Below are 16,990 nucleotides of genomic sequence, written 5' to 3'. Positions count from 1 at the left end.
ATCAATATTATAATAGGACAGAGGGAAAATAATGAAGAAATTACTTTCGATTTTGTTAGGTGTATCTATCTTTTTAGCTGGATGTTCAAATACTAGTGACGATACTGCACAAAATGAATCTGAGGAAGGTGCATCAGAAGAGGGTGAGGAGCGCGTCCTTACAGATGATGCAGGTAATGAGGTAACGATCCCTAGTAATCCAGAAAGAATAATTGGTACATATTTAGAAGATGATTTACTAGCGCTAGAAGAAACACCAATTGCTCAATGGACAGTTGGAGAAGATAGTGTCCAAGATTATTTACAAGATGAAGGTCTTGAAGGATTACCATTAATGCCGTTTGACTTACCATTTGAATCAGTAGCAGCTGAAGAGCCAGATCTACTACTCATCAGTTCTGCAGATACTGTAGAAGGTGACAAATACGAAAGCTATTCTAAGATTGCGCCAACATTTGTTGTAGACAGTGGCTCATATGATGATTGGAGAGACCGTTTGACACGTGTTTCAGAAGTATTTGGTAAGGAAGATTTAGCCGAAGAAAAGATTAATGAATATAACGAACTTGTAGATCAAGCTTCTACTGAATTATCTGAAGAGGTAAATAATGAGTCTGCAATTGCTGTATGGTACACTGGCGGTTCATTCTTTATTTCTAACAAAGACAAGTCAAGTGGTGAAGTGCTGTATAATGATTTAGGTTTGACAGCACCAGACCTAGTTGAAGAGCTATCAGCGGATAACGAAACACCTTGGATTGAAGCTTCACTTGAAAGTTTTGCAGAATTAGATGTCGATCATATTTTCTTCATTGCTGATGCTGAAGGGGATAGTGAAAAAGCATTAGCTGATGATGTGTTCCAAAATATACCTGCTGTCGAAAACGGTAATGTGTATGAATTAGAGCAAGGAAACAGCTGGTTATATAGTGGATATATTGCGAATAGCTTGATCGTTGAAGATGTGGAAGAAGCATTGGGTACAAATTAAGGAGTGTAAGGAATGTCACACAATATATATGATGTTACAGTGATTGGCGGTGGTCCAGCCGGACTATTTAGTGCCTTCTACGCAGGACTTCGTGAAATGAAGACGAAGATTATAGATGGCCAGGAAAGGTTAGGCGGAAAGGTACATCTTTATCCACAAAAAATGATTTGGGATATTGGAGGAACGGAGCCATTACCAGCAGGTAAACTGATTGAAAAGTCTATTGCACAAGGTTTGACTTTTGATCCGGATGTAGTGCTCAATACCATTGTTACAAATATTAAAAAGGTTACTGATGATTACTTTACGATTGCCACTGAATCTGGAGAAGAACATTATTCTAAAAGTGTGATAATTACCATAGGCGGCGGTGGCATGATTCAGCCAGTTAAACTAGATGTTGAAAATGCTGACCGTTATGAAGGTAAAAGTTTACATTATGCAGTACCAGATATTATGAGCTTTAAAGGTAAAAAAGTGTTAATTACAGGTGGCTCCTACTCAGCAGTAGACTGGGCTAATGATTTAACCCCAATCGCAGGAGAAATCAACTTGATCTACCGTGGTGATGATTTGACCGCTCATGAAGCAGAGGTCAGTCGCTTGAAGAAGAATGGTGTTAAAATTCGTACTCAATCGATTGTCACTGGGGTAAGCGGTGAAAATAACCTTGAAACTGTTGATATTAAGAACAAGGTTACTGGTGAAGAAACAACGGAAACTTTTGATGCGATTATTGTTAACCATGGCTATGATCAAAATAACCTCTTGTTTAGAGAAAATCATTTAGGACTAAATTTAGAAAATGATTTCTATATTAAGGCTGCACCCACTGGATTAACAAATGTACCAGGAATATTCGCTGCAGGGGACTGCATACGTTACGAAGGGAAAGTCAATCTTATTGCTGGTGCATATGCAGATGCGGTTAACGCTGTAAATAACGCTAAGACACATTTAGATCCTGAAGCAAACCAATACGCGATGGTGTCATCACACAATCAGCGATTTAAAGAGAAGAATAGAAAAATTATGTATGAAGATTAGGATGCCCTTGTGGGCATCTTTTTTTCGCTTGCAAGTCCTCTAGTCTATCAGTAAAATTGTATGAACGAATATAAGTGTGAGGCGATTGAAGTGGCAAAAATAAATAATGATCATATAGAAACATTTGAAGTAAAGATCAATGACTTTGATAGGAAGGGCTCAGGTAGAGGGGTAGCGTATCGAGATAACGGAGGACATAAACCGCGTCAAATCAAATTGACGATTCCACAAACGATTCCCGGTGAGAAGGTACTTGTTGATGTACCGAATCCGACGAGAAAACGTGGCACAGTGATGCCGAAAGAAATTATTGAAGAAAGCCCAAATAGAATCACACCACCTTGTCCTCATTTCGAGCTTTGTGGCGGCTGTGTATGGCAGCACTGGACGTATAATTCACAATTAATTGAGAAGACGAATTACGTGAAGCGTGAGTTAGAGAGAAATGGTTTTGATCAAAACATCGTTAAAGATGCTATTGGTATGGAAAAAAATCCATTTGAATACCGTAACAAGATGGAATTCACCTTCGGCCAAAACGGTGAATTAGGAATGCATGAACTTGGTAATTTTAGAAAAGTCATCGACTTAGATACTTGTCTGATTGCAGATAAGGATATGGTGAATGCAATGTTGACTGTATCTGAGTGGACACGTAAGAACAATTTACCAGGTTACCATAAAGAGAATCATACAGGATTACTGAGACACTTGATGGTCAGACGTTCTCAAGAAACAAAAGAGATGATGTTGGCTATTTTTGCGACAGAAACACCTGATGGTGAGTTAAAAGATAAAATCGACGAGTTAGTAGCTGATATATCAGCACAATTTTCAAACGTGAAAAGTATGATGTGGATGGTCAATACAGATATGGCTGACCGTACACAATCAGAAGATACTTATACATTATTTGGTAGAGACTATATATATGACGTTATGTATGGTTATAAATATCGAATCTGGTTCGATACTTTTTTCCAAACAAATCCAACACAGGCTGAAAAGTTAGTTGACTTAGCAATCGAGATGGCAGAAGCAACAGAAGATCAGAGAATGATTGATCTATTTTGTGGCGTGGGCACATTCTCACTACCATTCGCTAAGAGAGTGAAAGAACTTGCAGGTATTGAAATTGTAGAAACTTCTATAGAGTCAGCTAAAAGAAATGCTGAAGATAATGGCATCAATAACACGTACTTCCTTGCAAAGGATGCAAGAAAAGGTATGGACGAAGTATTAGAAACATGGGGTAAACCAGACCTATTAATGCTAGACCCACCACGTTCAGGTGCAGGTGGTAAGGTTATGAGAAGAATTGGTCGACTTGGTACTGAGCGTGTCGTATATGTATCGTGTAACCCGGAAACATTCTCTGATGATATTGTTTGGCTCCGTGAGTTTGGCTATGAGTTAAAACAAGTTCAACCTGTGGACTTATTTCCACATACAGCGCATGTTGAAGTAGTGAGTTTACTAGAGAAGACTTCTGAAGCAACGATAAATTAAGTATAAAAATTTTTATATAACAATATAGATTATTAGTATTTGTGATTCATTCAAATTTCCCTAACAATAAATGTAACAACTTAAAAGGGGTTTTTACAATGAGTCATGTTGCAGAAGGGAAACTATTAGATTCAGAGTTACTGGGAGAAATTAGAGAGAAATTTGCTTACATCGATACTGATCCTTTAACAAAAGAGGCTAGAATATTTTTAGATAATGCAGGAGGATCATTTCGTTTAAAGCTTGCAAATGAGCGATTTGCTGAAATAGATTTAATTCCTGACCATCCGATGAGGGAACATAGGACGGCTGTATATTTGTCGGATATTGAAAAACAAGGGATTGACGATATCAGAACAATCTTCAATGCGAAAAATGGGGCTATCGTACCATACTATACGGCTTCACAGGCAATATTTAATCTAACAGGTGTAGTAGCAGAACATGTTGAAGGGACTAATATTGTAACGACGGCCTTGGAGCACCCCTCACTTTATGATGCTGCTCAATTTTATGCAGATAAGTTTGGAAAGGAACTCCGTGTTGCACCGACAAACAAAATCACTGGTGGTGTCGATGTCGAGGAGATTACAAAGTTAATTGATAAAGATACAATCTCTTTAAATTTCATCTATGCATCAAATATATCTGGCGGCATTTTAGATGTAGAGACGATCATTAAAGAAGCTAAGAAAATTAAGCCTGATATTTATATAATTATAGATGCTGTTCAACATGCGCCTCATGGTTTAATTGACTTAGAAAAGACAGTTGTCGATGTCATTAATTTTGCACCTTATAAATTCTTCGGTATTCGTGGTGTAGGTTTTGCTTACGTGTCAGACCGTGCAACTCATTTACCACATCAAAGACTACTCGGGAAAAGTGATGAAGAACTTGGACTTGGTAGTGTGACACCTGGTTATTATGCTGCTATCAGTGCGGTTGTCGATTATGTTTGTTGGTTGGGAGAGAAATTTACGAATACGTCAGACCGACGTTCTTTGTACGAAGCAGGAATGACGGCAATATCTCAACACGAAAGGGCGCTACTGCAGATACTGTTAGATGGCACTGAATCAGTAGATGGCCTAAGAATGTTAGATGGGGTCACTGTACATCTGGATTATGAAGACTTATCCAAACGTGATTTTATAGTCGGTATAAGTCTTGAAGGTATTGATTACAATGTGGCTGTGGACTTATATTCAAGAGAAAATATCATTGTATATGACAGAGTTGCATCGAGTATTTATTCTAAAAGAATGCTCGAATCGTTTGATATGGATGGTGCGATAAGAATATCACCCATGCATTGCCAGTCTAAAGAAGAAATTTTGACATTCTTAAAAGTGACTAAAAAGATTGTAAACTCTTAATATTTAAAACAGGGCTTAGGATATAATCCTAAGCCCTGTTTATATTGTCTTTGGTTTATGTTGTTCTAAGTATCGAATTAAGTCCCGACTGATTTCAGACGATGAAATGCCTTTTTTATAATACAACTTTATATTTTGGTAGCTGTTTACATCATTCAGTTTATAAAAATAGACGTCATCACTAATATCAATATAGTTGGTCAAACCTGCTCGTACAAAAGCGGGACCAACACCTTTACAGGCAATGTGAAAGGAAGTTAGCATCTGGTCTAAATACATTGACACTTTAGGTTTAAAGTCAGCATTCTTAAACATTTTCATGCTTCTGTTATACATGTCATTACCTTCTCTTAAGAGGAGGAATTTCTCGTTTTTAAAAGCATCTAAATTTACCTTTAAGTCATCATTTTTGTGATATTCACCACTTCTGACAGTATCATATGTAAGTCGATAATTAAACAGTGCTTCGTTAATCTGAGATGCTTTTGGAACAACGAGTAAAATATCATCCTCTGCCCAAATAAGAGACTCATAGTGATAATGTTCACCTTTAGTTTCTACATCTATTATTAAATCTACCACCCCTGATTTTAAGTATTTCATTAAATCATCTGCATTGGCTTCGAGTAAATTCACTGTGTACTGTGGATACTTTTCTTCGAAGTCTTGAATAAGATTAGGTAGGACATATGTACAGAAAAAAGAAGCAGCACCAATGTTAATGATACCCTTGTTCTTCTCACTTAATGCTTTAAACTTATCTTGCATCTCTTTTTCAATCTGCATAATTCTTTCTACAGAGTTTATATAATACTGACCAGCTTCTGTTAAACTGATTGGGTTCGTTCGGCGATCAAACAAAGGTGTGCCAATTTCAACCTCAACTTTTTTAATTGCAGTACTTAGGGCAGGTTGAGAAATGTACAAAGCTTCTGCCGCTTTTGAAAAACTTTGATTTAAGTAAACTGCATACACATAATCCATACTTTTTAACATTTCAGCATTCCTTTCTAACGCACTATAACAAGAAATATATACCATTATAGATTATAGCTATTGGGCATCCAGGCTTTTATCTATTAACATTATTAACTATAGAGAAGATTAATATTTTATGCAAAATAAAAAAGGAAGCGTGATTGAAATGTCATCTATAGAAGATAAGTTTTCAAAGTTAGGTGCAGAATTTGCGCCTGGTCAAGAGGTCAGACAAAGTATTGATGAAATCTCGTTTGATATCGATAAAATTCCTGGTACACCGGTTGATTTTTCACATGGAGATATCGATGCACATGAGCCCATTCCAGGTGTTCAAGAAACTTTTAATGAAGGGTTTGAACTTGGAGGACAGCAAGCATATACAGAATATCGTGGTAGCTTAGATATACGTGAAGATCTTACGAGTAAGCTCACTGACTTTACGGGATGGAAGATGGAAGCGGACAGTAACTTACTCATCACTCCTGGGACCCAAGGCGCACTATTTCTTGCTATGGGTGCTTTAGTTGCACGTGGGGATAAGGTGGCAATTGTTGAACCGGATTATTTCGCCAATAGAAAATTGGTGCACTTTTTTGATGGGGAACTTGTTCCCGTACAATTAAATTATTTTGATAATGAAAAAGAAGCGGGTTTAGACTTAAATGAACTTGAAGAGGCATTTAAGAATGGTGTAAAAACTTTCTTATTCTCTAATCCAAATAATCCAACTGGGGTCATATATTCTAAGGATGAAATTCAAAAAATTGCGGCCTTAGCAGAAAAGTATGGTGTTGCTGTTATTGTCGATGAGCTATACTCGCGTCAGTTGTTCGATGGGAGAGACTATATACATCTGATTACACAAGAAGGTATCAATTCAGAAAATGTCATTACGATCATTGGGCCTTCTAAAACAGAATCATTAAGTGGTTACCGCTTAGGTGTCGCTTTTGGATCCGCAAAAATTATCGAACGTATGGAAAAACTCCAAGCAATTGTTTCTTTAAGGGCAAGTGGCTACAATCAAGCTGTACTAAAACTATGGTTTAATGAGCCAAATGGTTGGATGAAGAATAGAATTGAGAGTCATCAGGCAATAAGAGATGATTTAGTGAAAGTTTTAAATGAGGCAGATGGCTTTAAAGTTCGTCCAACAGAAGCGGGAAGTTATCTGTTTCCTGAAATTCCAGCTATTAAAGTATCATTAGCTGAATTCGTTAAAATATTAAGAGTAAGAGCAGGGGTAACAGTGACTCCAGGAACAGAGTTTGGGAAAGGCTTTGATTCTAGCTTTAGAGTTAACTTCTCACAAGATCATCAAGCTGCAGTGGAAGCAATGAAACGCATTATTCAAGTTGTGGAGGAACTAAGAAAATGAGTGAATTAAATAAGCCAGTTCCACAAGGTAACTATAAGCCAGCATCACGATTTAAAAATATTATTTCAACAGCAGGAATGACACCGAGAAAGAACGGAGAGCTTATTCAAAGTGGGAGAATTTTACACACTGAGTCAATAGAATCTTATAGAGAAGCAATCTTACAAGCCATAGACAATGCATATAGTGCAGCGATGTCTTTGGTTAGTGATGATGAAGTAGTTAAACAGGTCTTATCTATGACTGTTTATGTCAATGCAGATGACGATTTCACTTCACATTCTAAAGTGGCAGATATTGGTTCTGACTACTTATTTAATAACTTGGGAGAGGCTGGTATCGGCTCAAGAGCAGCCATTGGAGTAAAGTCCTTACCAGGAAATGCACCTGTGGAAATTCAGTTAGTTATAGGGGTAGGTAAATAAATGAAAGCACAAGGTTCAGAGCCTTGTGCTTTTTTATTTAGATTAGAAAATTTATAATGAGGTTAATAACAAAGAGGTGATACGATTGAAACCAAACATTGATATTGTCACAATTCCTGTAAAAAACCTCGGGGAAGCTGCTTTATTTTATAAGAAAATTTTTAAATTAGAAGAAGACAATATTTCTGAAGGTGAAAATCATATTGCTATACTGTTTCGTAATAACTTGTCTTTAGTTTTATGTGAAATTGAAAGTTTCGCTGAAATGACTGACCAAGATGTGGAAACTATTAGTACAGCTAGTCTTATTTTAAGTCAAAATGTTGAAAAGAGAGAAACTGTGGATAGTATAATATTAAGTGCTTCTGAACATGGAGGTAAAATCATCTCTAAGGGCAAGGCAGATGAATGGGGGTATTCAGCTATATTTAAAGATTTGGACGATGTAACTTGGGAATTAATCACTTGGAATGAAATAACAAAAAGGAGAATGCATAATGATTAAATTAGTCAAAAATAAAGATCAGGTACACGAAATTACAAATGACAAAAATGTAATGACGGCAGGTGCCGCACAGGACAGTGTGATTGAAGGGTATAGTCCTATTGATTACATTACAAGTTCAGTTGCTATGTGTATGGCACTGACGCTTGATGCTGTACTAGATCGTGGAGAAATTGAAGTTGACTCATATGAAATTAAAACATCAGCTACAAAAGCTAATACAAGCCCATCAAGACTTGAAAGAATTGATGTAGATATTGCATTTAAAGGTAATATTGATGATGCGACTAAGGAAAAATTAGTCCTAATTGCAAAACGTGGTTGCACGATTGGTAATACCATTGAACATGGTGCACCGGTTAATGTGACTTCAAATTAAAAAATGTCCACATCTTAATTAAAAGATGTCCCTCCCCCTTAAGTTTTCACTTCATGAAGTGAAAACTTAAGGGGGAGTATTTTTTGAAGTCGAATATAGTGCACACAACTAGTGAATTATTATATTATATTCAGTTGTTTGATGAGGGTGTTCCGTATGATGCTCTCAGGTCAAAATAAAGTTTACTGTTAAAGAGTAATCACTAATGAGGTAAATCAATAAGCGTTGTTGACAGTATTTTAAGTGGATGTTAATCTGTAAGCAATCTAAGAAAGAGGTGAGCCAATCACATGAAGTTCTAATCCTATTTAACCAAAAACCACGCAAGTGAATAAGTATTTATATTGAATGCTTATTTGTTGTGTTTGTTTTTAGAATAGGATTGGATTCGATATTTGTGTTTGGGTGTGTAGTTGGGTGAATTCTGTCTGCCTATCTATAATCATCTCAATGTGTGGATACCTCCTATTCTATATAGAGATAGGAGGTATTTTTATGCCTCCATTTAAGGAGTAGATATTATGCAGTTACTTGAAATTATGAATTTAAAACACTATGTCAGAGACCGCTTACTGTTTGAAGCCAATCACTTACATGTAGATAATAATCAAATTATCGGCTTAGTTGGTGATAATGGCAGTGGTAAGACTAATTTACTAAGCATTATAGAAGGAACGATTACACCAGAAGAAGGTACGATTGATCGAAAAACGACGGTTGAACTCGTACCTCAGATAAAGGAAATTGGCGATGAAAAAAGTGGGGGTGAAATGACTCAAAGCTATATACAACAGGCAATTAATCATTCAGCCGGCTTATTATTATTAGACGAACCTACAACGCATCTAGATTTTAAACATATCGATTGGTTGAAAGAAAAATTGAACGGCTTGTCTGGAGCAATGATTATCGTCTCTCACGACCGTGATTTTTTATCAGCAATGTGTACTGATATTTGGGAAATAAATGATGAAAAAATTGAATTTTACCATGGTGGCTATGAGACGTTTATAGAAGAGAAGGAAAAGGTAGAACGTCACCAAATGGCAGAGTACGAAAAGTATAAAAAGAAAAAGTCACAACTAGAAGAGGCAATTAAAAAGAAGGAAGCAAAAGCAGCACGGGCAACAAAAGCACCAAAAAGAGTATCAAATTCAGAAGCGAGTCAAATGGGGGCAAAGCCGTATTTTGCTAAAAAGCAAAAGAAATTAAGAAAAACAGCTTCAGCTCTAGAATCACGCTTAGACCAACTAGAAGAAGTGAAGAAACCTGAAGTTCAAGCACCTATAAAAATGCAAGTGTACAATGAAGAAGCTTTAAAAGACCGCATCATTATTAGAGGAGAGAAGGTAACAGGTAATATAAGTAAGCGAATATTATGGTCACCTTTTAGCTTCAATATTAAGAGTGGTGAAAAGGTCGCGGTTATTGGAGCGAATGGGTCAGGAAAAACAACTTTAATCAATAAAATTTTAAATGATTCAAATGAGATAACAGTATCTCCTGCAGTGAAAATAGCATATTTCTCTCAGCATCTGACTATATTAAACGAGAAGAAAAGTATTCTAGAGAATGTGAAAGATAGCTCCTCCCAAGATGAAACAACAATACGAACCGTCCTGGCGAGAATGCACTTTTGGCAAGATGATGTATTTAAGCGAGTTGGTGTCTTAAGTGGGGGAGAAAAGGTGAAAGTCGCCTTGACTAAGCTATTTTTAAGTGACGTCAATGTGCTGGTATTGGATGAACCGACGAATTTTCTTGATATTAATTCATTAGAAGCATTGGAAGCATTAATGAAATCTTATAAAGGAACAATCATTTTTGTTAGTCATGATCGGACGCTTTTAAAGAACGTTGCCAGTCAAATACTCTCGATTGAAGATAGACAGGTTATAGTGTTCGATGGGACATTCACTGAATTTGAAAATAGAAATACGGCAACAAAACGGAATCTCAAAAAGGAAAAATTGATGCTGTTAGACAATAAAATCGCAGATGTGTTGGCAAGATTGAGTATTGAGCCATCAGAGGAATTAGATGCGGAGTTTCAAGACCTTCTCAAGGAGAAAAAGCAGTTAGAGTATGATGATTGATAAAACCAAGAACTCGAAAATAAAACGACTACCAGCAACCAAAAAAAGCTGGACCTCGAATTAAATTCGAAATCCAGCAAATAACAATCAATATCATTTTTCTTCTGCTAACCGTCTCAACTCATCACGTGTTTCTTTTGGGAGACCTTCACCGTAATCCATCATTTTTACAATATCCTTGAAGGCTGCTTCAGGTATTTTGAGGTCATCCAGTTCATCGATAGTAAACTGTAAATCAATCTGATCTTCGTCACCGCTTTGTAGTTTTGCTACAAAATCCGGCTCAGTGATAAAGGGACTAGAGGCACCGACCATATCTGCATACTCGAGTGCTTCTAGGGCTTTATCTGGAGAGTTGATACCACCAGTTGCCATCATTGGCACTCGGCCTTTAACGTGTTCATAAACGACTTTATTGATAGGCTGACCTTGATATTGGCCTTCAGCACGCACTTCATTTTGGTAAATGTTGCGACCCCAAGAGGCGATGGCAAGGTAGTCTAGTCTTCTAATCTTTTCAATCTCATCTACGAAACTCAAGAAGTCTTCTACACTGTAGCCCACTTCGTTTCCGCGTGTTTCTTCAGGTGTACCTCTAAATCCGAAGATAAAATTCTCATCAGCTTCTTCATCAATTACATCTGAAACTGCTCGAATTACTTCTAGACCAAATCTTGAACGGTTTTCTAATGAATCACTACCATATTCATCCGTTCTTTCATTGGAAAATTTAGAAAAGAATGTTTGAATTAGTAGACGCTGAGCAGCGGATACTTCAACGCCATCAAAACCAGCTGCAATTGCCCGTCTGGTTGCATCAGCATAATTTCTAATTACAAGTTCAATTTTTCTTTTTGTCATCGGTAAAACCTGATGTTTTATAGGTGTGTTTAAGGACATAAAGCTCGGACCATAAACCACACCCAAATCCATAATCGCAGTATTGGCGAACCGGCCTGCATGAGTTAATTGAAGAATGGCTTTACTTCCATTTGATTTCATTGCACTTGCGAGTTTTGTAAGTCCTGGAATTGTTCGGTCATCTACTACTGAAAACCCATACTCAAAGAGCTGGCCATAGGGTTCGATGTAGGCAGCACCAGTAACTTGTATAGGTGCTGAGGTCGACCTTCTTAAATGATATTGTTCATCTTCTTTAGTAACCAAACCATCCCGTGTAGAAGAGTTTGTAATCATTGGGGATAGTACAAAACGGTTTTGAAGCTCACTACCGTTTGGTAACTTCAGAGGTTCAAACAAGGGTGAATACTTTTTGTTCATAGTATAGCTCCTTCGTACATTTTCATTTCCTTAATTTAATATTAATGTGCTATATCATAAAAATCAAAGTAATGATTCTAAAGTTACTCGTAAAACAACTCAATTGACGATAAAATTTACCCTAGCTATAATTAATATGATTAACATATATTGTATTTGAAGGATAAGTGGAAATAGTGAAAATAAACTTGCTAGATTATGCAGTGATTGATGAAGGTCAAGATGCGACTACTGCTCTAAAGGAGACGGTCAGACTTGCCCAAAAAGCAGAAGATTTAGGTTTTTACAGGTTCTGGATGGCTGAACACCATGACGTAAATGCTTTTGCGAGTTCGAGCCCTGAGATGATGATGATGCATATTTTAGGCCAAACGAAACGAATTAAAGTTGGCTCAGGTGGTGTGATGCTCCCGCATTATAGTCCTTTAAAAGTGGCTGAAAATTTCAGAGTTATGGAAAACCTTTATGAGGGGCGTGTAGATTTAGGTTTTGGAAATACACTCGGGACACCAGAAGTAAATAAAGCAATGAATGAATATAGACCTAGAAAACAGAGATATAAAGAAAATATTTCAGATATTAAGAAATTTCTCTGTAATGAAGATGATGAAGAACACCGTTTTAATAATGTTCGGGCGAATCCACTCGGTGAAAGTAATCCAGAAATGTGGGTATTATCTACAAGCGTTAAATCAGCTGAACTTGCTGCACGGCAAGGTATTGGCTATACTTTTGGCTTATTTCCACATGCTTCGAGAGATAAGGCTGATGTTGGAAAACTCGCTGTTGAGAGGTATAGAGAAAATTTCATACCATCCAAAGTGATGGCAAAGCCTACGGTGATGATCTCACCATTTGTCGTTGTTGCAGATACAGATGAAGCGGCTGAACATATGGCGAAGGCTTTAGATTTATGGTTACTTGGTAAAATGAATTTCAGTGAATTTGAAAGGTTTCCATCGGTTGAAACTGCAGAAGAATACACTTATACTGTAGAAGAAGTGAAACGTCTGGAATCGAATCGTTCGAGAATGGTAGTAGGTAGTGCTAAAAGCGTTAAAGACCAGCTCGATCAACTCATAGAGAAAATCGATGCAGATGAACTGCTATTAATCCCCTTAATGCCTGGAGTTAACAATCGACATAGAGCATTGGAATTGATAGCTTCAATATATAAATTATAAATAAAAGGATGGTCTACGATGAGAAAAGTTGCGAACTATTTATGGGTTGAAAAAAATGGTGAAGAATATACATTAATCATGACACCAGAACTACAAGATGATATCGGAACAGTTGGTTTCGTAGAATTTACAAAAGCAGAAGAAATTGAGAAAAATGACTCACTATTAGAATTAGAAGCTTCAAAAACAGTCTTAGATCTAGCGTCACCACTAGCAGGTAAAGTAGTAGCAGTGAATGACAAAGCTACAGATGAGCCAACACTTTTAAATTCAGCTAAACCAGAAGAGAGCTGGGTTGTTAAACTTACAGGTGTGGATGAAGCAGAATTTAACGCATTGGCCGATGCATAAGTAAAATAATATTAGGGCCTGCATTCATAGAAACACTTTGAATGTAGGCTCTTTTTTTAGGTGATAATATGATGAACCAAACAGAACGGTTACATTTTTTGATTTCATATATGCTACAAGAAAAAGGAGAGGAGCAGGTAATTCCGAAGTCATTTGAAGAAAGATTTAAAATGTACCGAGGACTTGCCAATGAAAGACCAGCCAAGAAAATTAGTCGTGAATATTTAGACGTTCAAGATATGTTTCTAAGAGATTATAACAAAGAAAATATTATAAACTTTAAAGACTTAGAACCCATCGATGATGCACTATATTTATGGCAAGGTGATATTACTACATTGAAAATAGATGCAATTGTCAATGCTGCGAATGTAGATTTGATTGGTTGTTTGATTCCAAATCATAACTGTATCGATAACATTATTCATACTAAAGCGGGTCTACAACTTAGACTTGTTTGTGCAAAAATAATCGCTAAACAGGGCCGTAAAGAAGCGGTCGGGCGAGCGAAGATCACTGATGGTTACAATCTCCCTGCCTCATATATTTTGCATACTGTTGGGCCAGTTGTCACAGGCAATAAGGTGTCTCCACTAAAAAGAGACCTATTGAAGAAATGTTACACGAGTTGCTTACAAGTTGCAGAAGAAACAGGCATAGAAAGTATAGCCTTCTGTAGTATTTCAACAGGGGTATTTGGTTATCCTAAAAAAGAAGCAGCAGAAGCGGCAATTGAAGCCGTAAAAGAATATAAAACAAATGAGGATTCTAATATAAAAGTAGTCTTTAACGTCTTTGATGATGAAGCCTATAATACATATGAAAATCTCTTGAAATAAAGGAGCACAAGAAGATGTCAATTTGGCGTACGCTCGAAACGACAGAAGAGGAAAGTCGTACTTTAAAAGGATTGATTGAAGAAGCAGATGCGGTTGTAGTCGGAATCGGAGCTGGTATGTCTGCATCAGATGGATTCACATATACCGGTGAACGGTTTACACGTAACTTCCCTGATTTTATAGAAAAATATAAGTGGTTAGATATGTTACAAGCTAGCCTTGAAAAATTTCCTTCTTGGGAAGAATATTGGGCATTTCAAAGCCGTTTTATTTTGTTGAATTACTTAGACCAAGGTGTTGGTGAAGGCTATCTTGCCTTAAAAGAATTATTAGCTCATAAAGCCCATAGAGTGATAACGACAAATGCTGATAATGCTTTCTATAAAGCTGGTTATGATATGAATAAAGTCATCTATTACCAAGGTGAATATGTGCGTATGCAGTGCTCAGAATTCTGTCATGATAAGACTTACCGTGACGATGAATTGATTAGAAAAATGGTAAGAGAACAAAAAGATCTTAATATTCCTTCAGAGCTTATCCCACGTTGCCCGGAGTGTCACGCACCCTTAGAAAAAAACAAACGTACGGCTGAAAAAGGGATGGTTGAAGATCAATACTTTAATAAACGTCGCGATGATTATAATGATTTTTTAAAGGCACACAATACAGAAAAAACATTATTCTTAGAAATCGGCGTCGGTCATACTACGCCTCAATTTATTAAGCATCCATTCTGGCGAGAGACGAGAACTAATGATCAAGCTCTATATGCTGTAATGAATCAAAAACAATATCGTATTCCTGAAAATATAAGATCTCAAGCAGTATTCTTAACTGATGATATTCAAAAGACAATACTAAATGCTAATAAGTAAAAGGAGATAGAGTAATGTATTTAATTGAACCTTATAGAAATGGTGAGTATATAAAAGACGGTGCCTATGCACTTGCAATGCAAGTTTATGTTCAAAACAATATCTTTTTAGATGAAGGTATCATCTTCCCTTATTACTGTAATCCAAAAATTGAAATTGGTCGTTTCCAAAATACAGTATCTGAAGTAAACCAAGACTATCTCGATGAGAATAATATTATTTTAGTTAGAAGAGATACAGGTGGTGGCGCGATCTTAGTAGATGACGGAGCTGTAAATGTGTGTTTCTTAGTATCTGAAGATACAGGAGTCTACGGTGATTACAAAAAAATGTATGAACCAGTCATTAAATTTTTAAACGATTTAGGTATAGATAAAGTAGAACAAAGCGGCAGAAATGACTTAGTTATCGATGGGAAAAAGGTATCAGGCGGTGCCATGACGATGTCAAATGGTCGTGTATACGGTGGGTTCTCATTACTATTAGATATCAATGTTGAAGCGATGATGAAATCACTCAATCCAAACAAGAAGAAGATTGAGTCAAAAGGCATAAAATCAGCAGAGGCTAGAGTGACGACTCTAAGAGATCACTTAGCAGATGAATATAAAGATATTATGACTGAGGAGTTTAAAGATTTAGTCATAAAAGGCTTGTTAAATATTGATGATGTGAAAGATGCTAAACGCTACGTTTTAACAGATGAAGATTGGGCAGGAATAGATAAACTTGTAGAAGAAAAGTACAAAAATTGGGATTGGAACTACGGAAAGTCCCCTCGTTATTCATATAATAGGGATGCGAGAACACAAGCCGGCACTTTAGACATATCTTTAGAAATTGAAGGTGGCAAGATTGATAAGTGTTCAATTTATGGTGACTTCTTTGGTCAAGGTGACATATCTGTAGTTGAAAATGCCTTGATTGGGACACGCGTGATTAAAGAGGAATTACTAGAGGCATTAAGTGATGTGGATTTAAATTACTATATTGGTAAAATTACAAAAGAAGAAATCGTAGATTTAATATTAAGCTAAGATTTTAGAGTATCGCCAAAATATGGGGATACTCTTTTTCATTATACTTATGGTAAACTAATATTAACTGAACTAGAGTGGACAGGAGGGTGTTTTGTGCAGCAGTTATATGCAAAAGTTATCGATCAAGAACAGCGCCAAGGTGTGACGATTTTGAATGAAAAAAATGAACTTATCGGGGATATATTTGCCACGACAATTTCTGGGTGCGACGATAAAAATACTTATGGATTTAAACATAAAAGTGGAACTGAAATTCTACTTGGACTGCAGAATAGACGATTCAAAGATTTGAATGTTGCAAAATATACCGTTGAATATCAGGGTGTTCATTACACTTTAAAAGAACGTAAACTTCGTAATTTCATGAACTTTCATGTCGAGGGGGTAGTGGACAATACTACTTATATATTTAAAGATGACAAGGAAGTCACTTTAACGATGTATAGAGACGATGACCTCCTTGGTTCAATGAATGATCACAAGATTTATACAGGTGAAACATCTGATATAGAAACGTGTTTAATTATACTAATGTACTTTATGTATAAACTATATAAAAGAGAAGATTACCATCTTGCCAAATTGTTACACCGAAATTGGTAAAATATAAGACAAAAGAATGAATGGAGTGAGGCAGTAAATGTTGAGAGTGTTGTGTATATTGATTCCCTTGATTGTACTATTGCTGCCTCTATTCTTAGACGGCGGCCAAGTACTTATTTTAAAC

At 36.5% G+C, this 16,990-nt stretch carries 17 protein-coding genes; 15 read left to right on the top strand and 2 right to left on the bottom strand.

Translation table 11 applies throughout. The features are described 5' to 3' along the window. Nucleotides 1-31: 31 nt before the first annotated feature. The 4 genes from EYB29_RS08310 to EYB29_RS08295 all read left to right on the top strand — a co-directional run bounded on the left by EYB29_RS08310 (nt 32) and on the right by EYB29_RS08295 (nt 4,926). The gene (locus EYB29_RS08310; RefSeq protein WP_035856681.1) at nt 32-991 is read left to right on the top strand and encodes an ABC transporter substrate-binding protein; all 960 of its coding nucleotides are present in this window, start codon (nt 32-34) and stop codon (nt 989-991) included. Nucleotides 992-1,003: 12 nt separating this feature from the next. Next, on the top strand, nt 1,004-2,038 hold the full coding sequence (locus EYB29_RS08305) for an NAD(P)/FAD-dependent oxidoreductase (RefSeq protein ID WP_026867118.1): 1,035 nt from the start codon (nt 1,004-1,006) through the stop codon (nt 2,036-2,038). Nucleotides 2,039-2,098: 60 nt separating this feature from the next. Then, nucleotides 2,099-3,547 carry a 23S rRNA (uracil(1939)-C(5))-methyltransferase RlmD gene (gene rlmD / locus EYB29_RS08300; RefSeq protein ID WP_156889171.1) on the top strand — a complete coding sequence of 483 codons (1,449 nt, stop codon included), beginning with the start codon at nt 2,099-2,101 and terminating at the stop codon, nt 3,545-3,547. A 98-nt stretch (nt 3,548-3,645) separates the two neighbouring features. After that, entirely contained in the window at nt 3,646-4,926 is a 1,281-nt protein-coding gene (locus tag EYB29_RS08295) for an aminotransferase class V-fold PLP-dependent enzyme (protein WP_166627057.1), read from the top strand. A gap of 39 nt (nt 4,927-4,965) precedes the next feature. Here EYB29_RS08295 and EYB29_RS08290 read toward each other — a convergent pair whose 3' ends face one another. After that, nucleotides 4,966-5,910 carry a LysR family transcriptional regulator gene (locus tag EYB29_RS08290; RefSeq protein WP_166627056.1) on the bottom strand — a complete coding sequence of 315 codons (945 nt, stop codon included), beginning with the start codon at nt 5,908-5,910 and terminating at the stop codon, nt 4,966-4,968. A gap of 130 nt (nt 5,911-6,040) precedes the next feature. Between EYB29_RS08290 and EYB29_RS08285 the strand changes: the two genes are divergently transcribed. The 5 genes from EYB29_RS08285 to EYB29_RS08265 all read left to right on the top strand — a co-directional run bounded on the left by EYB29_RS08285 (nt 6,041) and on the right by EYB29_RS08265 (nt 10,690). Continuing rightward, nucleotides 6,041-7,285 carry a pyridoxal phosphate-dependent aminotransferase gene (locus EYB29_RS08285; RefSeq protein ID WP_240921852.1) on the top strand — a complete coding sequence of 415 codons (1,245 nt, stop codon included), beginning with the start codon at nt 6,041-6,043 and terminating at the stop codon, nt 7,283-7,285. Next, on the top strand, nt 7,282-7,710 hold the full coding sequence (locus EYB29_RS08280) for a RidA family protein (protein WP_026867233.1): 429 nt from the start codon (nt 7,282-7,284) through the stop codon (nt 7,708-7,710). Before EYB29_RS08285 ends, EYB29_RS08280 begins: the two co-directional genes overlap by 4 nt. Nucleotides 7,711-7,795: 85 nt before the next feature. Next, nucleotides 7,796-8,215 (top strand): VOC family protein, encoded by a 420-nt coding sequence (locus EYB29_RS08275; RefSeq protein WP_026867232.1) that lies wholly within the window; start codon nt 7,796-7,798, stop codon nt 8,213-8,215. Continuing rightward, nucleotides 8,208-8,594 (top strand): OsmC family protein, encoded by a 387-nt coding sequence (locus EYB29_RS08270; RefSeq protein ID WP_026867231.1) that lies wholly within the window; start codon nt 8,208-8,210, stop codon nt 8,592-8,594. The genes EYB29_RS08275 and EYB29_RS08270 overlap by 8 nt, the downstream gene beginning before the upstream one ends. Nucleotides 8,595-9,115: 521 nt before the next feature. Beyond that, the gene (locus EYB29_RS08265) at nt 9,116-10,690 is read left to right on the top strand and encodes a Vga family ABC-F type ribosomal protection protein (protein ID WP_026867230.1); all 1,575 of its coding nucleotides are present in this window, start codon (nt 9,116-9,118) and stop codon (nt 10,688-10,690) included. Nucleotides 10,691-10,783: 93 nt separating this feature from the next. On the opposite strand, the gene EYB29_RS08260 is transcribed toward EYB29_RS08265, so the two are convergent. Further along, entirely contained in the window at nt 10,784-11,971 is a 1,188-nt protein-coding gene (locus EYB29_RS08260; protein ID WP_026867229.1) for an NADH-dependent flavin oxidoreductase, read from the bottom strand. Between the two features lie 176 nt (nt 11,972-12,147). On the opposite strand from EYB29_RS08260, the gene EYB29_RS08255 reads away from it, so the two are divergent. From EYB29_RS08255 to EYB29_RS08230, 6 genes are all read left to right on the top strand, one after another. Then, a complete protein-coding gene (locus tag EYB29_RS08255) occupies nt 12,148-13,155 on the top strand; it encodes an LLM class flavin-dependent oxidoreductase (protein WP_156889178.1) in 1,008 nt (335 codons plus the stop codon). Between the two features lie 18 nt (nt 13,156-13,173). Next, nucleotides 13,174-13,506, top strand: a complete 333-nt coding sequence (locus EYB29_RS08250; protein WP_026867227.1) for a glycine cleavage system H family protein — start codon at nt 13,174-13,176, stop codon at nt 13,504-13,506. A 110-nt stretch (nt 13,507-13,616) separates the two neighbouring features. Next, nucleotides 13,617-14,345, top strand: a complete 729-nt coding sequence (locus EYB29_RS08245; RefSeq protein WP_371807502.1) for a protein-ADP-ribose hydrolase — start codon at nt 13,617-13,619, stop codon at nt 14,343-14,345. Nucleotides 14,346-14,359: 14 nt separating this feature from the next. Continuing rightward, nucleotides 14,360-15,223 carry an SIR2 family NAD-dependent protein deacylase gene (locus tag EYB29_RS08240; RefSeq protein ID WP_026867225.1) on the top strand — a complete coding sequence of 288 codons (864 nt, stop codon included), beginning with the start codon at nt 14,360-14,362 and terminating at the stop codon, nt 15,221-15,223. 14 nt (nt 15,224-15,237) lie between these two features. Continuing rightward, entirely contained in the window at nt 15,238-16,260 is a 1,023-nt protein-coding gene (gene lplA, locus EYB29_RS08235; RefSeq protein WP_026867224.1) for a lipoate--protein ligase, read from the top strand. Nucleotides 16,261-16,356: 96 nt separating this feature from the next. Continuing rightward, nucleotides 16,357-16,866 (top strand): hypothetical protein, encoded by a 510-nt coding sequence (locus EYB29_RS08230; protein WP_026867223.1) that lies wholly within the window; start codon nt 16,357-16,359, stop codon nt 16,864-16,866. Nucleotides 16,867-16,990: the final 124 nt, after the last annotated feature.

Source organism: Jeotgalicoccus sp. S0W5, assembly GCF_011634875.1.
Classification (GTDB): domain Bacteria; phylum Bacillota; class Bacilli; order Staphylococcales; family Salinicoccaceae; genus Jeotgalicoccus; species Jeotgalicoccus marinus.
Note: the sequence above shows the minus strand (reverse complement) of the source record. Positions and strands in the feature narration are given on the sequence as shown.

Bases quoted from the DNA above. Each gene is read 5' to 3' on its own strand.
- EYB29_RS08250 (WP_026867227.1), top strand. From the start codon at position 13,174: ATGAGAAAAGTTGCGAACTATTTATGGGTTGAAAAAAATGGTGAAGAA.
- EYB29_RS08265 (WP_026867230.1), top strand. From the start codon at position 9,116: ATGCAGTTACTTGAAATTATGAATTTAAAACACTATGTCAGAGACCGC.
- EYB29_RS08295 (WP_166627057.1), top strand. From the start codon at position 3,646: ATGAGTCATGTTGCAGAAGGGAAACTATTAGATTCAGAGTTACTGGGA.
- EYB29_RS08290 (WP_166627056.1), bottom strand. From the start codon at position 5,910: ATGGATTATGTGTATGCAGTTTACTTAAATCAAAGTTTTTCAAAAGCG.
- EYB29_RS08310 (WP_035856681.1), top strand. From the start codon at position 32: ATGAAGAAATTACTTTCGATTTTGTTAGGTGTATCTATCTTTTTAGCT.
- lplA (WP_026867224.1), top strand. From the start codon at position 15,238: ATGTATTTAATTGAACCTTATAGAAATGGTGAGTATATAAAAGACGGT.
- EYB29_RS08270 (WP_026867231.1), top strand. From the start codon at position 8,208: ATGATTAAATTAGTCAAAAATAAAGATCAGGTACACGAAATTACAAAT.
- EYB29_RS08260 (WP_026867229.1), bottom strand. From the start codon at position 11,971: ATGAACAAAAAGTATTCACCCTTGTTTGAACCTCTGAAGTTACCAAAC.
- EYB29_RS08245 (WP_371807502.1), top strand. From the start codon at position 13,617: ATGCTACAAGAAAAAGGAGAGGAGCAGGTAATTCCGAAGTCATTTGAA.
- EYB29_RS08240 (WP_026867225.1), top strand. From the start codon at position 14,360: ATGTCAATTTGGCGTACGCTCGAAACGACAGAAGAGGAAAGTCGTACT.
- rlmD (WP_156889171.1), top strand. From the start codon at position 2,099: ATGAACGAATATAAGTGTGAGGCGATTGAAGTGGCAAAAATAAATAAT.
- EYB29_RS08305 (WP_026867118.1), top strand. From the start codon at position 1,004: ATGTCACACAATATATATGATGTTACAGTGATTGGCGGTGGTCCAGCC.
- EYB29_RS08285 (WP_240921852.1), top strand. From the start codon at position 6,041: ATGCAAAATAAAAAAGGAAGCGTGATTGAAATGTCATCTATAGAAGAT.
- EYB29_RS08280 (WP_026867233.1), top strand. From the start codon at position 7,282: ATGAGTGAATTAAATAAGCCAGTTCCACAAGGTAACTATAAGCCAGCA.